Source organism: Halalkalirubrum salinum, from assembly GCF_005543295.1.
In the GTDB taxonomy this organism is placed as follows: Archaea; Halobacteriota; Halobacteria; order Halobacteriales; family Haloferacaceae; genus Halalkalirubrum; species Halalkalirubrum salinum.
Genome location: NZ_SRSG01000029.1, coordinates 23,994 through 40,186 on the forward strand (window position 1 = coordinate 23,994; position 16,193 = coordinate 40,186).

Sequence of the window (16,193 nt, forward strand, 5' to 3'; positions counted from 1 at the left end):
TGTCTGCTGCGATTGCTGGGTGACGAACGCTTTAGTCGATCGCCGCGGGACATCTCGCATGTTCCCGGTCAGCCGGTTTTTGAGCATCGACGCCGCTACAACCCCCTCGTTCACCCCCAATGGTGGGTTGGTGTACCTCCGCGACACGACGGGGACGCCGCAGGCCTGGTACCGTGCTGACGCTGCGAGCGACCCCCAACGGCTCACCGCCGAGTCCGAGCGGTTCTCGACCGTGGTAGCTTCACCGACCAGTGAGGAGTTTGTCTTCGGGATGGACGCCGGTAGCGACGAACGCGACCAGCTATTCCGCTACAATCTCGACACGGGTGAGCAGCACACACTCACAGACGACCTCTCGTCGATCCACCTGTGGGGTGGGTGGTCGCCAGACGGCGATCGCATCGCCTTCACTGCCAATCGACGCGATCCCCAGACGTTCGACGTGTACGTACAGGAGCGCTTGGGCGACCCCGATTCGGCGACGCTTGTCCGCGAGGGTGACGGCGGCTTTCTCTCGATCGAGGGATGGAGTCCCGATGGCAATCGACTGCTCGCCACGAAGGCGCGATCGAGCAACGCACAGGATGTCTTTGTGATCTCGATTGCTGACGGGACACAGACGAAACTGAACCGCGACGATACCACACGGTACGAGTCAGCGATGTTCGGGCCGAACGGCGCGATCTACTGTCTCACTGACGAGCCGAGCGACACGCTCGTACTCGCGCGGATGGATCCCGACACCGGCCAGGTCGCGACGGTCGTCGACGGCGGAGATTGGAACGTCGATGGATTCGATCTCGATCGCAGTACGGGAACGATCGCGTACACGCGCAATGTCGACGGCTACAGCACGCTGCACCTCGGGCGGCTCTCGGGAGACGGGACCACAGTTGCTGTCACCGCCGAGCCAGCACTCGAGGAGGCTGTGATCGAATCGGTCACAGTATCGAACGGTGGCGAGCGCTACGCGATCGCTCATTCGTCGCGATCGACGCCACACAACATTGCGGTTGGACCTACAGACGCCGACGACGGGGAGAGTGAACGACCGAAACCGTACGTCCCTGTTGGAACGCTTGGCATCCCCGAGGAGCGGTTTCGATCGCCCGAGACGATCCGCTATGAGACGTTCGACGGGCGAGACATCTCGGCGTACTGGACGCTGCCAGCCGACGCATCTACGGGAGAGACGCCGGTGATCGTCGACATCCACGGCGGCCCCCATCACCAGCGCCGGCCGTGGTTCTACCCGATCGGGCAGTACTTCCTCCAGCAGGGGTATGCGATCTTCGAACCGAACGTTCGCGGCTCCTCGGGATACGGCACGGCGTACACGCGCCTCGACGACGTCGACAGGCGGCTGGACTCGGTCCGCGACATCCGTGCCGCCGTCGAGTGGCTCGCCGAACAGCCAGCTGTCGATTCCGATCGGATCGTCGCCTACGGACGCTCCTACGGCGGGTTCATGGTACTTTCGGCGATCTCCCGCTATCCGGACCTGTGGCGCGCGGCCGTCGAGTTCGTTGGGATCGCAGACTTCGAGACCTTCCTCGAAAACACCGGGGAGTGGCGACGGAGCCACCGCGAAGCTGAATACGGCTCTCTGGATACTGATCGCGATGTTTTACAGGAGATTAGTCCGATTCACGACGTTGCTGCGATCGACTGTCCGTTGTTCATCCAACACGGCGCGAACGACCCACGCGTTCCCGTAGGAGAAACTGAACAGATCGCCGAGGCGCTGCGATCGCGAGACGTGCCTGTCGAGACGCTTATTTTCGAAGATGAAGGCCACCACACGACCGATCGATCGAACCTGATCGAAGAGTTCGAACAGGTAGCGGGGTTTCTCGACCGTCACGTTCAATAAACCGACTGTTGGTGGTGCTATTCGGTGAGTTAGATAATATCGATCTCGGTGTCTTCGTCGTCAGCGGTGCTGTTTTCCGGGTTTTCGTCGTCAGCGGTGTCAATCGACAGGTCTTCTTCGTCAGTCTCTGCAGCAGTATCCGCTGACCGGTCGCTCACAGCACCGACCAATGGCCACGCGACCACGAGTAACACCAACAGTGTGCCTTCGACTTTTGCCGCAGTCAACAGCCAGCTTCGCGGCTCTGCGTCCTCGCCGTTTTCGTAGGCAATCCGTGTCCAGATCGACACTGCACGACGGGGATAGCAGAGTTCGAACAAACCGATCACACCGACAAGGAATCTGAGCATACTACTGGTACGCCCAACGTGAACAAAAAGGCGATGGGCGTGGATGATGATGTTAATTATTTTCTCTGTCGATGAAATTAATGTAGCTGCAGTACCTACATATTTACAGGAAAATACGATATTCAACACGAAATGTACACCATTGTTGCAATACGTGTGGACTATCGTGAATAACAACGAATGTCAATCCACGCATCACCTCCATCGAGTTCGGTATCGCTGTTCGATCGCATTTGCGTCGTCACCACTGATGACGCGGCTGTCGACTCGGCTGCAGAGACCGCTGTCAGCCTCGCTGCCGGATCACGTGCAGACGTTCATGCGCTCTATGTCGTCGACACCGCAGAACACTTGGACATGGTCGTCGAGCGCCGCGAGCAAGCCGGCGAAGCCGCCGTCGAGTCCGTTGAATCGATCGCTGACGATCGTGGCGTCGACGTGACCAAACACTTCCGATACGGCACGCCCCACGCTGAGGCGATTAATTACGTCGAGGATCACGATATCGATCTGGTTGTCGTGGCCTCGCCGAAACACACCGGCCTAGAGCGTGTTGTCAAGCCGACGCCAGTGGCCGATCGACTAACCAGCTCCCTCGATGTCCCGGTACTTGTCGTTGGTCCAGAGTAGCGAGGGCCACCGGTAGCCACCTCCACCGCGATCGCTACCCACGGTACATGGCCCCACGAAAGGTTTAGACCACAAGACGGCGTAGCCCGCCTCAATGAGTCGTGGTCCCGAACTGATTATCACAGAAAAGGACAACGCCGCCAGACGGATCGCCGAGATCCTCAGCGGCGATTCTGCCGATGCGGAGCGAATGAACGGCGTCAACGTCTACAAGTGGGGCGGCACGCGCTGTGTCGGCCTCTCCGGACACGTTGTCGGCGTCGATTTCCCGCCCGAGTACAACGACTGGCGCGACGTTGAGCCAGTCGAACTTATCGACGCCCCGATCGACAAACAACCCACCCGCGAGAATATCGTCGCCGCCCTCCGCCGGCTTGCCCGCAGAGCGTCAGCGGTGACGATCGCCACCGACTACGACCGAGAGGGCGAACTAATCGGCAAAGAGGCCTACGAGCTCGTCCGAGAGGTCAACGAGGACGTCCCGATCGATCGTGTTCGCTTCTCGTCAATTACGAAACGAGAGGTCGAGGAAGCCTTTGCGAACCCCGAAGAGCTCGACTTCAATCTCGCCGCCGCGGGAGAGGCCAGACAGGTAATCGATCTGATCTGGGGGGCGGCGCTCACGCGGTTTCTCTCGCTTTCGGCCCGCCAGCTTGGAAACGATTTCATCTCTGTCGGGCGGGTGCAGGGACCGACGCTGAAGCTGATCGTCGATCGCGAGCGCGAGATCGAAGCGTTCGATCCCGAAGACTACTGGGAGCTGTTCTGTGATCTCACGAACGACGACGGCGCGGGCTTCGAGGCGCAGTATTTCTACCTCGACGAGGACGAAAACGAGGCCGAGCGGCTGTGGGACGGCGGTCGCGCGCACGCGGTCTACGAGGCGCTTTCGACCACTCCGGAGACGATCGTCGACGCGGTTCGCCGGCGAACGAGGACGGACAGCCCGCCGACGCCGTTCAACACCACGCAGTTCATCCGGGCGGCCGGTTCGCTTGGCTACTCCGCCCAGCGGGCGATGAGCATCGCCGAGGACCTCTACACGGCCGGGTACATCACTTACCCGCGGACGGACAACACCGTCTACCCGGATGATCTTGATCCCCACAAGCTACTTGAAGCGCTCGCGGCGAGTCGGCAGTTTGGTGATGATGCTGAGTCGCTGCTCGAACAGGAGTCGATCGACCCCACCGCCGGTGACGAAGAGACGACCGACCACCCGCCGATCCATCCGACTGGCGAACTCCCCGCAGGCTCGGACCTTTCGGAGGCCGAACGCGAGGTCTACGAACTCGTGGTTCGTCGATTCTTTGCGACTGTCGCCGAGGCAGCAACCTGGGAACACCTCCGCGTGGTTGCTGTTGTCCCTGACGCAACGATCGCGACCGACGGCGGCGAGACGATCACGGACCTCTCGATGAAGGCCAACGGCAAACGGCTCGTCGAGGACGGCTACCATGCCGTCTACCCGTACTCCAACGCGGGCGAGACGTTCGTCCCCGACGTGACCGAAGGCCAGACGCTGTCGATCGCCGACGTGCGCCTCGAAGACAAACAGACCCAGCCGCCACGACGCTACGGCCAATCGAGGCTGATCGAGACCATGGAGGGGATGGGGATTGGCACGAAGTCAACGCGACATCACGTAATCGAGAAGCTGTATGATCGTGGCTACATCGAAAACGATCCGCCGCGGCCGACCATGCTCGCGAAGGCGGTCGTCGAGGCATCCGAGCGCTTTGCCGATCGGATCGTGAGCGAAGAGATGACCGCGCAACTGGAGGCGGATATGCAGGCGATTGCCGCGGGCGAGAAAGACTACGACGAAGTCACGAAAGAATCCCGTGAGATGCTCGAACTCGTCTTCGAGGAGCTGATGGAATCCGGCGAGGAGGTCGGCGAGCACCTCCAGAAGTCACTCAAGGCCGACAAGACGATCGGCCCGTGCCCTGACTGCGGCGAGGATCTGCTCCTCAGAAAGAGCCGCTACGGTTCGTACTTCATTGGCTGTGACGGCTACCCAAGCTGTGAGTACACCCTGCCGCTGCCGTCGACCGGCAAGCCGCTCATCCTCGACGAAGAATGTGAGGACCATAGCCTGCGACACGTGAAGATGCTCGCCGGCCGCAAGACGTTCACCCACGGTTGTCCGCAGTGTAAGGCTGATGAGGCTGATGAGGCCGATGACGAGGTGATTGGTGTCTGTCCGGACTGCGGGGAAGAACACGGCGGCGAGTTGGCGATCAAACAGCTCCGATCGGGCTCGCGACTCGTCGGCTGCACCCGCTATCCCGACTGTGAGTACTCGTTGCCGCTGCCGCGTCGCGGCGAGATTGAGGTGACAGACGAGCTCTGTGAGGAACACGACCTGCCCGAACTCGTGATCCACAACGGCGACGAGCCGTGGGAACTCGGCTGTCCGATCTGCAACTATCGCGAGTTTCAGGCCCGCCAGCCCGACGCCAACGAACTCGAATCGATCAAGGGAATCGGCGAAAAGACTGCCGAGAAGCTCAAAGACGCCGGAATTGACGACGTCAGTTCGCTGAAGGAGGCGGACCCGGACGATATCGCGACCTCTGTCGACGGTATTGGCCCCGACACCGTCCGCAGCTGGCAGGCCAAGGCGGACTGACTGTGACGGTCTTTTCGCTGTGTCGGCTGTGGCGGCCCGCACACTTCGCCGACTGGTATCTGTTCGGTGCGGAGTACGTCGAGACTGTGGCTGATGGGATGGGTTTTGACACGAGCGAGTTTGTTGACTACGAGGCTGGCGTTCAGGCACTCGAACAGGGTGTTGGTGGCTCGGACGCTTCCGAGTCGCTCCGGCGATCGATCGTCGCCGACCTCCTCGCTGATGCGCGATTCTGTGAGCCGTTCTGTGAGTGGATGCCGCTTTGGTACGAGGCGGTGCTCATTGCGCCCGTGAAGTACGTCGATATCAGGCTTACTCGGACCGCCCAATCGCTGGTGAGCAACCCTGCAAATCGCACGTCTGTTCGGGCTCCGACCTTCTCGCGGCCCCGAGACGTGCGATTCAATGGGAAGACAGCAGTGAGCCACGTCTCTGGGTTCGCCGATCGATTCGTGTTTGCGGACGCGATTCTCCACTTGGAGTGGTTCGTCCACGTCGCTCGTGAGTCGGGCATCGAGGTCCCGCAGTCGCTCGTCGATCGGACATACGAGGAGACGGTCGCCCACTACGCCGACGGTCAGCCATTCTCGCAAGATGTCCGACGATTCCAGGCGCTGTTGTTTGCCGACGATCGCTGGGTCCGGGGAATAAACGAGGGGTACGGACTGAACAGCGCGTTGTTCGACGTCTGGGAGCGGATTCTATCGGCCGAGCGGCGGCGCTTGGAGGCTGGGCTCGATCGGTGAGCCGTCTCGACAGCCGTCTGTCGGCCGAAACGACTAATTCGGCCATGCCCGAAGCATCTGCGTGGATCGGACCTCGCTTGCCACGCTCGTGGTGGCCCTCCTCGCGGTAGCGGCGCTTGCGATCGGCGCAGCGACCGTTGACACCACAGTACCGGTCGGAGATGACGGCTCAACTGGCAGCTCCAGTGGCAGCCTATTTGGGGGCGGACCTGAGTCAACCGAGGAATCGACGGACGAGCAACAAGAACCATCGTTCGCGCCGCCGGTCGGCTGCGTTGAATCCCTCTTGGAGCCACGAGCGATCGCGATCGTCTTGCTCGTGTGGTTCGTCATTGGCGGGCTCGCATATCTTGAGACTCGATCGCTGTTTGCTGCGGGTGTTGTCATGCTCGCGATCGGACTTCTCGCTGGGCCGTTCTACGCCATGCTTGCGATCTGTGGCGATCCGTTCGAGCTCTCGATCTCGCTTGGTAATTCCGCCAGCGGCGGTGGCGTGGGCGGACTCTTCGGCGGTGAGGGAGAGTCTGGTGACGGCCAGAACGGCGAGGCGACGACTGTCCCACTGCCGACGGCTGTGTTCGGGCTGGTGCTCGTTGTTGCGTTGGTGCTGAGCGTGTTTCTCTTTGCAGTCGGCGGTCGCGAACCGACCGGAGACCTCGCTAGCGACGCCACAGCGACCGATGACGACGAAGCGACCACCGAGGAGATTGCTTCGATCGGCGAACACGCAGGCGAGGCGGCCGATCGGATTGAGGCCACTGGCGCGGTCGAGAATGAAGTGTACCACGCGTGGGCGGAGATGGCCCGATCGCTCGACGTCCCTTCGCCCGAGACGAGCACTCCCGCCGCGTTCGCCGCTGCCGCAGTTGATGCAGGAATGGATCCGGCTGATGTTGAAGCACTCACCGCGGTGTTCGAGGCGGTCCGCTACGGCGGCGCAGCTGTCACGCCCGAGCGCGAACAGCGAGCCGTCGCGGCTTTGCGACGGATTGAACAGACGTACGCGGAGGATACTGATGGCTGACCGCAGCCGCGGCGGTCTCGTTGGCGCGATCGGGTGGACTGCGACGAGTGGGATCGTACTGATCAGTTCAGGCGTAATCGCGCTGATCGTCAGCGAGTTTGCTGCAGCACTGTCAGTTCCTGAGGTGTTTTTGTCGCTCGTTGGGGCGTTTGCGGCGATACAGGGGCTTCGGTACGTCTCAGGTGCTCGTCGGGCCGATCGTGTGCGAACGTCCTTCGGTGATCCCGAACGTCGCGTAACGGTCCCGACGCCGGGTGCGGAGATCGATGAGAAGACCGCGCGGGCACTACGCGGCGATCGGAGCGCTGCAAGCCATCGGCGCCAGCTCAGAACACGGTTTCGTGAGCTTGCGGTTGCGGCGCTTGTCGCCCGCACTGACCGCGACGAGGCCGCTGCACGGGATGCCGTTGAATCTGGTAGGTGGCCCACAGACACTGCGGCTGCAGCCTTTCTCTCACACGGACGGTTTTCCATTGCGATCCGAGCTCGAGCGTTCCTCCGTCGACAGTCGGTGTACGCGATCGGCATTGAACGATCGATCGACGCGATCGAGGCGTTGTGGGATTCCACTACGGTCCAGACGAAACGCGATACGTCTTCGAACCGCCGGCGACCACAGACACGATTATCACCGGAGGATTCCCACGAATGAGGGCTTTCGACACGAACCGTTGGGTTGGTCTCAACGGCGTGATTCTGCTCGTCGTCGGAATTGGAATCGCAATTCGAGCCCCTGCACTCGTACTTGTCGGCGTTGTTGGGGTCGGCTACGCGGCGTTTGCGGCGTTTGGCGACGCACCCGAACCGACGCTCGAGATCGATCGGACGCTTTCAGAGGACGCACCTGATCCGGGTGATGAGGTCGACGTTTCACTCACTGTGCGAAACGTTGGTGAGACATGGCTTTCAGATATGCGGATCGTTGACGGTGTCCCTCCTGGGCTGGAGGCGACCGGCCGGCCGGCACGGATGGCGGCCGCGCTGGCCCCTGGCGAAGCGGCGACCGTGGAATACACCGTCACCGCTGTCCGCGGAGAGCACACCTGGAAAGACGTACGGATTGTCACGCGCAACCCAAGCGGCTCACGTGAGCGATACGTCGAGCGAGCAGTCGAAACGATGGTCCGCTGTATCCCAACCTTCGAGGCCGGCTCAGACCTGCCGCTTCGGGGATTGACAACGCAGTACAGCGGCCGCGTTGTGACCGACGTGGGCGGTTCGGGTGTGGAGTTTCATTCGACCCGCGAATACCGTGCAGGCGATCCGGTCAAGCGGATCGACTGGAACCGTCGTGCACGAACTGGTGAGCTCTCCACCCTCGAACTCCGCGAGGAGCGTGCGGCGACGGTCGTTCTCCTCGTTGATTCACGGGAGGAGGCGTATGTCGCTCGAAATACGGCGGGACAAAACGCTGTCGAGCGGAGTGTCGACGCCGCGGGCCAACTGTTTACCGCACTCGTTGGCAATGGCGATCGTGTCGGCCTCGGAGCGATGTCACCGTCAGACTGCTGGATCGCTCCAGGGGCGGGCACCGCCCACGGCGTTCGACTTCGCGAACAGCTTGGATCGCATCAAGCGTTTGCGAGTACGCCCAGTGACGGCAAATTTTATTGGCCGCTCTGGTTCAACCGGATCCGACGGCGTCTGCGGAGGGACGCTCAAGTGGTCTTTTTGACCCCCCTTAGCGATCAGACCGCCGCCCGAACTGCGCGTCGACTTGACGCCCACGGTCACCTCGTGACGATCGTCAGCCCGAACGAGACTGGTGATACGAGCATCGGCTCTCGATTCGCCCGTCTGGAACGTGAACTTCAGCTCATGCGGCTGCGTCGGGCTGGGATACGGGTTGTCGACTGGGGCGAGGAACCGCTCCGTGTCGCGATCGCCGCAGCCGAACGGCGGTGGTCACGATGAGTACGGAGCGGCCTGACGATGAACTAGTGGATGGAGAGATCGATCGAACCCCCTCGCCGCGGAGCGCGATCGGGGCCGTCGTGCTCGCCGCAATCGCGACGGCGATGCTCGCACTGGTATCGATCGAAGGTGCAGCACTCGCATTCACTGGGGCGATCGTCCTTTCGGTTGGCGTACGGTTCGGGCGGCTACGGATCGTCCACGCTGGATCACTGCTGTCGGTCGGTGGGCTCGTCACTGCGGGTGTCACCGGAGCCACCCCGGAGCCGCTGCTCGTTGCGGCGGTGTGTGCCGTCCTCGCGTGGGATCTCGCAGAGACGGCGATCGAACTCGGCGATCGGGTCGGCGGGGATGCATCTACCGCGCGCTTTGAGTCTGTCCACGCCGCGATGATTCTCGCTGTTGGGATCGCTTCAGCCGCAGTGGGCTATGGACTGTACGCCGCGACCGCGGGCGGGCAGCCGACGACTGCGGTCGTTTTGTTGCTTTTTGGTGCGGTAATTGTCGTCTCCGCGTTTCGGTGAGCGTTGGCGCGTTTCGGTGAGCAATAGCGCGTGTCCGTGAGACACTGTTGTGCTGATCTACGCGCCGATCGACTCCGGGTCGACGGTTGGGACTGGCACCCGATCGAGCACGTCAGCGACGATCGACGATCGACTGATATCGTTGACGAGTGCGTCTGGTGTAAGCACGAGTCGGTGTGCGAGCACAGGCTCGGCGATCGCTGTGATGTCGTCAGGGGTAACGAACGATCGTCCGGCGAGGATCGCCTGCGCGCGGGCGGTTTCTAACAGTCGCTGGGTACCACGTGGTGACACGCCAACGTCGACACGTCGGTCCGCGCGGGTTGCCTGTGCAATGTCGACCATGTAATCGAAGAGATCGGGATCGACACGGATCGATTCGGGTGCCTGCCGGAGGGCGCTGACCGCTTCAGGTGAGAGCACCGATCGGACCGAGGGGCTGCGATCGATCCGACCGACGCGCCGTTCGAGGAGTTCGACCTCGCCGTCGTGATCGGGATAGCCGAGGCTCGTTTTGACCGCGAAGCGATCGAGTTGAGCCTCCGGGAGCGGGAACGCACCCTCGCTTTCGACAGGGTTCTGGGTGGCCATTACAAAAAACGGGGACGGCAGCTGGTGGGTCTCGCCGTCGACGGTGACTTGGCCCTCTTCCATTGCTTCGAGCAGGGCGGCCTGTGTTTTCGGCGGCGCGCGGTTGATCTCGTCAGCGAGGACGACGTTTGCGAAGATCGGCCCTGGCGAGAACGAGAAACTGCCGTCGGACTCGTCGTAGATGTTCGTGCCTGTCACGTCGGAGGGGAGCAAATCAGGCGTGAACTGGACGCGGGAGAACTCGAGTCCGAGCGCGGTTGCGACGCTTCTGGCGGTGAGGGTCTTTCCGGTGCCGGGGACGTCTTCTAAGAGGACGTGTCCGCGCGCGAGCAGCCCGAGGAGGACGCGATCGAGGAACGCTTCCTCGCAGATGACAGCAGCGCCGATCGCGTCTGTCACCTCGCGGCAGGCGGCGGTGGCTTCCTGTCGTTCCATGCCGGACAAGGAGGCGCGATCGACTTAGCAGTTGTTGGATATCGCTCTAGGCTGTTCGGCATTTGTTCGGTGTTTGATTGAGGACGGGTGGCGTGCTTGTTCATGGACTGTCAGCGTGCTCGCCCGAGAACTGGTGGCTTGCATGCTCAGGAGTGTCGGCGTGCTCGACCAAGAGCGATCGACACACGGCGCCCGCGTGCGATCGAAAGCGTTTATATTCCGCGGCAGCCAGATGCGAATGTACGCCGAGGTAGCCTAGCCTGGCCAAGGCGGTAGATTCGAAATCTACTGTCCATTCGGACACGTGAGTTCAAATCTCACCCTCGGCGCTTCTGCCGCGAACACTACTCCGAGATCCCTCTGGGGATCTCGGACCCGTGAGCGGCTGTGCGTGAGCCGTGAGATTTGAACCAAGGAGCGGAGCGACTGCGGTTCAAATCTCACCCTCGGCGTTTTTATCGTAAACATCACTCTGAGATTCCTCTGTGAATTTCGGATCCGTGAGTGGTTGTGCGTGAGCCGTGAGATTTGAATCAAGGAGCGAAGCGACTGCGGTTCAAATCTCACCCTCGGCGTTTTTATCGTAAACATCACTCTGAGATTCCTCTGTGAATTTCGGATCCGTGAGTGGTTGTGCGTGAGCCGTGAGATTTGAATCAAGGAGCGAAGCGACTACGGTTCAAATCTCACTCTCGGCGTTTTTATCGCCGATCGAACCCAGTGTGATGTTATTTGTCCTTCTTTTCGTTGTCCGCTGCATCGCTATCTGACTCGTCGTCTCCCTCGTTCTCTTCGTCGCCATCTGACAGCGTATCGGTCGTGTCTGAGTCTGATTCCTTCCCTTCGATCGCCTTTCGCGCCTCCGCGGCGACCGCCTCTTTTACCTGCCGGCCGACGGCATTTTCGACCTCTGTGCTCACCGACTCACCAATCTGATTCGTCACCTCGTCGCTTACGATCCGCCCGACTTGGTCGGCCACCCCTGTTATTTCGTTGCTCATAGTGTCCTCGACAGACTTGCGGACCTGCTTTTCGACGGTATCTTCGACCGTCTTCTCAACCGAATCGCCGACTGATTTCTCCACCTCCTTTTCGACGGTATCTTCGACCGTTTTTTCGACGGTATCTTTCACCGTCTTTTCGACCGAATCCTCGACCGATTTCTCGACTTCTTTGCTAACGGTATCTTCGACCGTCTTTTCGACCGAGTCACCGACTGTTTTTTTGACTTCCTTGCTAACGGTATCCTCAACCGATTTCTCGACCTCCTTGCGAACCGAATCACCAACCGTCCTTTCGACCTCACGTGTCATCCAGTCGGGGTCGAACCGCATCATCTTCCAGGCGATATGGATAACGTACGACACGAGAACCCCGATTCCGAAGGCGATCCCTGTGATCGTTCCGACGGCAAGCATGAGTACGACGGCGACGAAAATCAAGGCCCCATACAACAGATCGACGATGAAATCGACACGATTTGGCGTCATCGAGCGAACTCACCGCTGTTTACGATAGATTGCTGCATATCCTGACTCTCGTCGCCCGGACGGGAATATCCGTCCATTCGGCTGGGCGCCTCCGGTGTTCGGCTACCTGGCTACTCGATCGGCAACCCAGACTGGGCGGATTGATCGCCGCCGCGGAGCCGTCGTCGCCGCTTGTCGTAGGCGCGCTCGAGCTGTTCGACAGCGCCGCGGGTGTTTCGCGAGAGGAGATAGCCGTCGACGTCCGATCGGTCCGCTGGATGGGCGGCCTGGATCCACACGCGATCGCGCGTCGAGGAAACAAACTCCTCGGCCCATGTTTCGGCGGCCTGCCGACTCTCGAAGGTGTGTGTCGACCCCTCGCGGTTTACTACCTCGCCGACGTTCGGGTTTCGCTTTCGGGCCGAGGGTTTGATATCGACGACGAACACGTCAGCGCGTTCGACCGGCTGAATAAAATACGCTCCGAATTTCAAACCAGCCGTTCGCTCTCGTTCAGTCGTCGGCTGGCCCGGGAACCGGTTCCTCAGGTGGTGCGGCAACGAGGAGTCGATCGAGCGCGTTGACCATCGCGGTCACACTCGCCTGCGTGATGTCTGCCTCCGAGGCGGCGACAGACACCGTGTGATCGCCGCGGGACATCTCGACCTCGACGGTGACGACCGCGTCTGTCCCACCAGTGATTGCGTCGACGTGGTAGGACTCTAAGTCAGCGTGTGCACGCTGGCCTAGCGCTGTCCGCACCGCCTTCAGGGCAGCGTCGACCGGCCCAGATCCGGTGCCTGAGGCGACATGTTCCTCGTCGCCGACCCGGAGCTTCACGCTCGCGGTCGGGACGTTGGTGCCGCTGATCGCCGAAAACTCGATGAGTTCGACGTAGCGATCGCGATCGCGACCCTGGACGTCTTCGGCGATTGCCAACAGGTCGGCGTCGGTGACGCGCTTGCCGCGATCGCCGAGGGCTTTGACGCGCTCGACGACAGCAGCGAGTTCCTCGTCGGTCACGTCGACGCCGTGTTCTGTCAGTGCGGCCTCGACACCCGCACGCCCGGCGTGTTTACCGAGCACGAGCCGGCGTTCGCGGCCGACGGTCTCTGGCGGGTACGGCTCGTACGTCGCCACGTCTTTCAACATGCCATCGGTGTGGATGCCGCTTTCATGGGTGAACGTGTTCTGGCCGATGACGGCCTTGTTCGGTGCGAGCGGAATGCCCGTGTTTCGGGCGACCGTTGTTGCGAGCTCGTAGACGGCTTCGAGTTCGAGCGTTTCGATCCCGTAGCCGTGGCTGAGTGCGATTGCAACCTCCTCGAGGGCGACGTTGCCGGCACGCTCGCCAATACCGTTGATCGTGCCGTGGACCATATTTGCACCGGCCGAGAGCCCGGCGTGGGCGTTCGCCACTGCGAGTCCAAGGTCGTCGTGGGTGTGAACGCTCGTGGGTCCGAGTTCTGTGAGCCGTGAGACGGTCCGGTAGGTTGCCTCTGGCGTGGTGTGGCCGACTGTGTCCGCAAAGCAGATCCGATCGGCACCCGCCTCAAGCCCCGATCCGAGCAGTTCGACCAGATAGTCTGGATCCGCCCGTGAGCCGTCTTCGCCGAGGAACTCGACCCAGAGGCCGTGATCCTTCGCGTAGTCGATCAGCTCTGCAGAGCGATCGATCACCGCCTCGTGGGTCGTTCCGACCTTGGTCTCGATGTGGCGATCCGAGGACGGAACCACGAGTGTGATGCCATCGACGTCGCACGCAAGCGCGTCGTCGATATCAGATTGCACACCACGGGCGAAACTTGTGACTCTCGCCTCAAGCCCGAGATCAGTAACTGCGCGGATGCAGTTTCGCTCGCCTTCGCTGGTGCAGGCGCTACCGGCCTCGATGACCGACATACCCGCCGCGTCGAGCGCCTGGGCGATCTCAATTTTCTCCTCAGGGGTGAGAGAAACGCCCGGGGCCTGTTCGCCGTCACGAAGCGTCGTGTCAAGCAGCTGTACGTCGTCGACTGGGAGTGGGTGGTTATCGGGGGAAGACCCCAATAAATCGATCACGAGACATATATTCATTCGAGACTCAGTAGCTCGATCTACTAAAAGGAGCGGCTTCTCAGCCATATCTGCCGACTACATGGATCAAACGGACGATGGCGATAAAATCGTAGGTATCGACACCGATTCGGCTTCTTTTCGGCGATTAATCGACAATCTCGATCGAATCGCCCGGTTCAACCGATTCAGCCGCCCCAGCTGGGAGTTCGATGATCGTGTCCGCACGGGCTTTTCCACGGCCGATCCATGGCCGGAGCTGTTTGACATGGGTCACCTCACCGTCGACAAGCCAGACCGCGTCGATCGCAAACGGAACGAACACCATGTGGAGGTCCCGACGCTTCAGCCCGTCAAACCGAAAGACGAGCGCGTATTCCTCAGGAACTGATCGACGAAACATCAACCCGCGCGCCTGGCTGAGGAACGAATCCGCAACCTCGCCGGTCGTCGCGATCGGCTCGCGGTTGCCATCGCTGTCTCGGTGGACGATCTTCACGAATTGCCACAGGCTGTCTGGAATGATAGGCGTACGGGTTTCGATCGTGTCGATCGTGCCGGTTGTGTCGGTCGTGTCGATCGTGCCGGTTGTGTCGGTCGTGTCGATCGTGCCGGTTGTGTCGGTCGTGTCGATCGGTTCGAGAGCGGCGGAGAGCGATCGCCGTCGTATTCATGCTCCGAGTGCCGCAGCATATATTCGGGCAGGTGTGCTACGGCAGGTATGGCACAGACGCCGAACGGGACGCCGGTCGGTGTAGACGACCCCTACGAGGTCGCGGGACACTGCGACCACCTCACTGACGACGGACGCTGTCGATTCGCGCTGGAGTACGCCGGAGCCGATCCGTCGTTCGCGGCCGATCGTGCGGCCGACGAGTTCCGGTGTCACGTCGGCGAGTCCGGCGACTGGCGGGCGTGTCCGAAGTACCGCTGGACGACTGACGAGAGCGAGTGCGTTCGGTGTGGGCTCGAAGAGATTCGGATCGCCCACGAGGCCGACCGCCCCCTGATCGAAGAACACCATCTCTCCTATGGCAGCGGCTCGGACCACCCCGAGAGCGATGACCCAACCCACGAGCTAACTGTTTCGCTCTGCCGGTGGTGTCACGGGAAGGTTCACAATAGCTTCGCTCGGATCGACGACGATGCGTCTCCGGACCTGGAGGCGATCGCCGAACGGGAAGCGCGGCGATCGAAAGAACAGACAGAGTTCGGATTTGACTCAGCGCTCGATCGGTACGGCGAACCGAGCGATCAGTGATCAGACAGACAGCTCGTTGCGGGCCTGCACCACGTCGAGTGCCGCAGCGTCGATCGTCTCGACCTCGAGGAAATGCGGAACGTATTCGCGTTTTTGGAAGCTTTCGTACTCGTCTTCGGTGCCGATCGTACACCACAGTTGGACCTCGTCAGGGCCGTGCCAGTCGCCCTGTCGTTGGATGGAAAAACAGATCTGTTCGGTCCCATCGTAGTTGATAATCGCTCCCTTGCGAATACCGGGATCCCCTCTCACGATGAGGTGTTGCATGAGCGGTGGTTCGGCAGGTCACCGCTTAACGGCTTCGATGCGGCGAGATCGGATCGACCCCCGATCGCTCGCGTCCGGAGCGAACCAAACGGGTTTTAACGTCCGATGCCAAACCTCCGGCAAGGTAGATCGTTATGCAGATGCCACGCCGACTGAATACGTATTGTCCGCACTGTAACTCCCATCAGGAACACGAGGTCGAAAAGGTCCGTACCGGCCGATCGACTGGGATGAAAAAAGTCCAGGACCGCCAGCGACGCCGCCAGACGTCGACGATCGGCAACTCCGGGAAGTTCTCGAAGGTCCCCGGCGGTGACAAGCCGACAAAGAAGACGAACCTCAAGTACCGCTGCAGCGACTGTGGCAAGGCCCACATGCGAAAAGGATGGCGCGCCGGCCGTCTCGAATTCCAGGAGTAA

General features: G+C 61.2%; 17 protein-coding genes and 1 tRNA gene. 11 read left to right on the forward strand and 7 right to left on the reverse strand.

What is annotated here, in order from left to right; translation table 11 throughout:
- Nucleotides 1–58: 58 nt before the first annotated feature.
- Nucleotides 59–1,873, forward strand: coding sequence for a S9 family peptidase (locus E5K03_RS11230; protein ID WP_138006937.1), 1,815 nt, complete (start codon nucleotides 59–61; stop codon nucleotides 1,871–1,873).
- A 29-nt stretch (nucleotides 1,874–1,902) separates the two neighbouring features.
- Here E5K03_RS11230 and E5K03_RS11235 read toward each other — a convergent pair whose 3' ends face one another.
- Entirely contained in the window at nucleotides 1,903–2,223 is a 321-nt protein-coding gene (locus E5K03_RS11235) for a hypothetical protein (RefSeq protein WP_138006938.1), read from the reverse strand.
- Between the two features lie 180 nt (nucleotides 2,224–2,403).
- Here E5K03_RS11235 and E5K03_RS11240 point away from each other — a divergent pair, with 180 nt between their 5' ends.
- From E5K03_RS11240 to E5K03_RS11270, 7 genes are all read left to right on the forward strand, one after another.
- Complete coding sequence (locus E5K03_RS11240) at nucleotides 2,404–2,853, forward strand: universal stress protein (RefSeq protein ID WP_240730007.1); 450 nt, start codon at nucleotides 2,404–2,406, stop codon at nucleotides 2,851–2,853.
- 94 nt (nucleotides 2,854–2,947) lie between these two features.
- A complete protein-coding gene (locus E5K03_RS11245; protein WP_138006939.1) occupies nucleotides 2,948–5,488 on the forward strand; it encodes a DNA topoisomerase I in 2,541 nt (846 codons plus the stop codon).
- 2 nt (nucleotides 5,489–5,490) lie between these two features.
- Complete coding sequence (locus E5K03_RS11250; RefSeq protein ID WP_138006940.1) at nucleotides 5,491–6,234, forward strand: hypothetical protein; 744 nt, start codon at nucleotides 5,491–5,493, stop codon at nucleotides 6,232–6,234.
- 61 nt (nucleotides 6,235–6,295) lie between these two features.
- Nucleotides 6,296–7,258, forward strand: coding sequence for a DUF4129 domain-containing protein (locus E5K03_RS11255; RefSeq protein ID WP_138006941.1), 963 nt, complete (start codon nucleotides 6,296–6,298; stop codon nucleotides 7,256–7,258).
- Nucleotides 7,251–7,910 (forward strand): DUF7269 family protein, encoded by a 660-nt coding sequence (locus E5K03_RS11260; RefSeq protein ID WP_138006942.1) that lies wholly within the window; start codon nucleotides 7,251–7,253, stop codon nucleotides 7,908–7,910. Before E5K03_RS11255 ends, E5K03_RS11260 begins: the two co-directional genes overlap by 8 nt.
- Nucleotides 7,907–9,172: a DUF58 domain-containing protein gene (locus E5K03_RS11265; RefSeq protein ID WP_138006943.1), complete on the forward strand. Its 1,266-nt coding sequence runs from the start codon at nucleotides 7,907–7,909 to the stop codon at nucleotides 9,170–9,172. Before E5K03_RS11260 ends, E5K03_RS11265 begins: the two co-directional genes overlap by 4 nt.
- A complete protein-coding gene (locus E5K03_RS11270; protein ID WP_138006944.1) occupies nucleotides 9,169–9,696 on the forward strand; it encodes a DUF7519 family protein in 528 nt (175 codons plus the stop codon). The genes E5K03_RS11265 and E5K03_RS11270 overlap by 4 nt, the downstream gene beginning before the upstream one ends.
- Nucleotides 9,697–9,753: 57 nt before the next feature.
- Here the strand turns inward: E5K03_RS11270 and E5K03_RS11275 are convergent, their stop codons facing one another.
- Nucleotides 9,754–10,722, reverse strand: coding sequence for an AAA family ATPase (locus E5K03_RS11275; RefSeq protein ID WP_138006945.1), 969 nt, complete (start codon nucleotides 10,720–10,722; stop codon nucleotides 9,754–9,756).
- A gap of 244 nt (nucleotides 10,723–10,966) precedes the next feature.
- Between E5K03_RS11275 and E5K03_RS11280 the strand changes: the two genes are divergently transcribed.
- Nucleotides 10,967–11,051, forward strand: a tRNA-Ser gene (locus E5K03_RS11280).
- Nucleotides 11,052–11,450: 399 nt separating this feature from the next.
- Here E5K03_RS11280 and E5K03_RS11285 read toward each other — a convergent pair.
- From E5K03_RS11285 to E5K03_RS11300, 4 genes are all read right to left on the reverse strand, one after another.
- On the reverse strand, nucleotides 11,451–12,212 hold the full coding sequence (locus tag E5K03_RS11285; protein WP_138006946.1) for a hypothetical protein: 762 nt from the start codon (nucleotides 12,210–12,212) through the stop codon (nucleotides 11,451–11,453).
- A gap of 110 nt (nucleotides 12,213–12,322) precedes the next feature.
- Entirely contained in the window at nucleotides 12,323–12,685 is a 363-nt protein-coding gene (locus tag E5K03_RS11290; RefSeq protein ID WP_240730008.1) for a hypothetical protein, read from the reverse strand.
- A 19-nt stretch (nucleotides 12,686–12,704) separates the two neighbouring features.
- Nucleotides 12,705–14,267 (reverse strand): (R)-citramalate synthase, encoded by a 1,563-nt coding sequence (locus tag E5K03_RS11295; protein WP_138006947.1) that lies wholly within the window; start codon nucleotides 14,265–14,267, stop codon nucleotides 12,705–12,707.
- Nucleotides 14,268–14,394: 127 nt separating this feature from the next.
- Entirely contained in the window at nucleotides 14,395–14,745 is a 351-nt protein-coding gene (locus tag E5K03_RS11300; protein WP_138006948.1) for a DUF192 domain-containing protein, read from the reverse strand.
- Between the two features lie 222 nt (nucleotides 14,746–14,967).
- On the opposite strand from E5K03_RS11300, the gene E5K03_RS11310 reads away from it, so the two are divergent.
- On the forward strand, nucleotides 14,968–15,507 hold the full coding sequence (locus E5K03_RS11310) for a DUF7097 family protein (protein WP_138006950.1): 540 nt from the start codon (nucleotides 14,968–14,970) through the stop codon (nucleotides 15,505–15,507).
- Here E5K03_RS11310 and E5K03_RS11315 read toward each other — a convergent pair whose 3' ends face one another.
- Nucleotides 15,508–15,774: an HAH_0734 family protein gene (locus E5K03_RS11315; RefSeq protein WP_138006951.1), complete on the reverse strand. Its 267-nt coding sequence runs from the start codon at nucleotides 15,772–15,774 to the stop codon at nucleotides 15,508–15,510.
- 134 nt (nucleotides 15,775–15,908) lie between these two features.
- On the opposite strand from E5K03_RS11315, the gene E5K03_RS11320 reads away from it, so the two are divergent.
- Nucleotides 15,909–16,193, forward strand: coding sequence for a 50S ribosomal protein L44e (locus E5K03_RS11320; protein ID WP_138006952.1), 285 nt, complete (start codon nucleotides 15,909–15,911; stop codon nucleotides 16,191–16,193).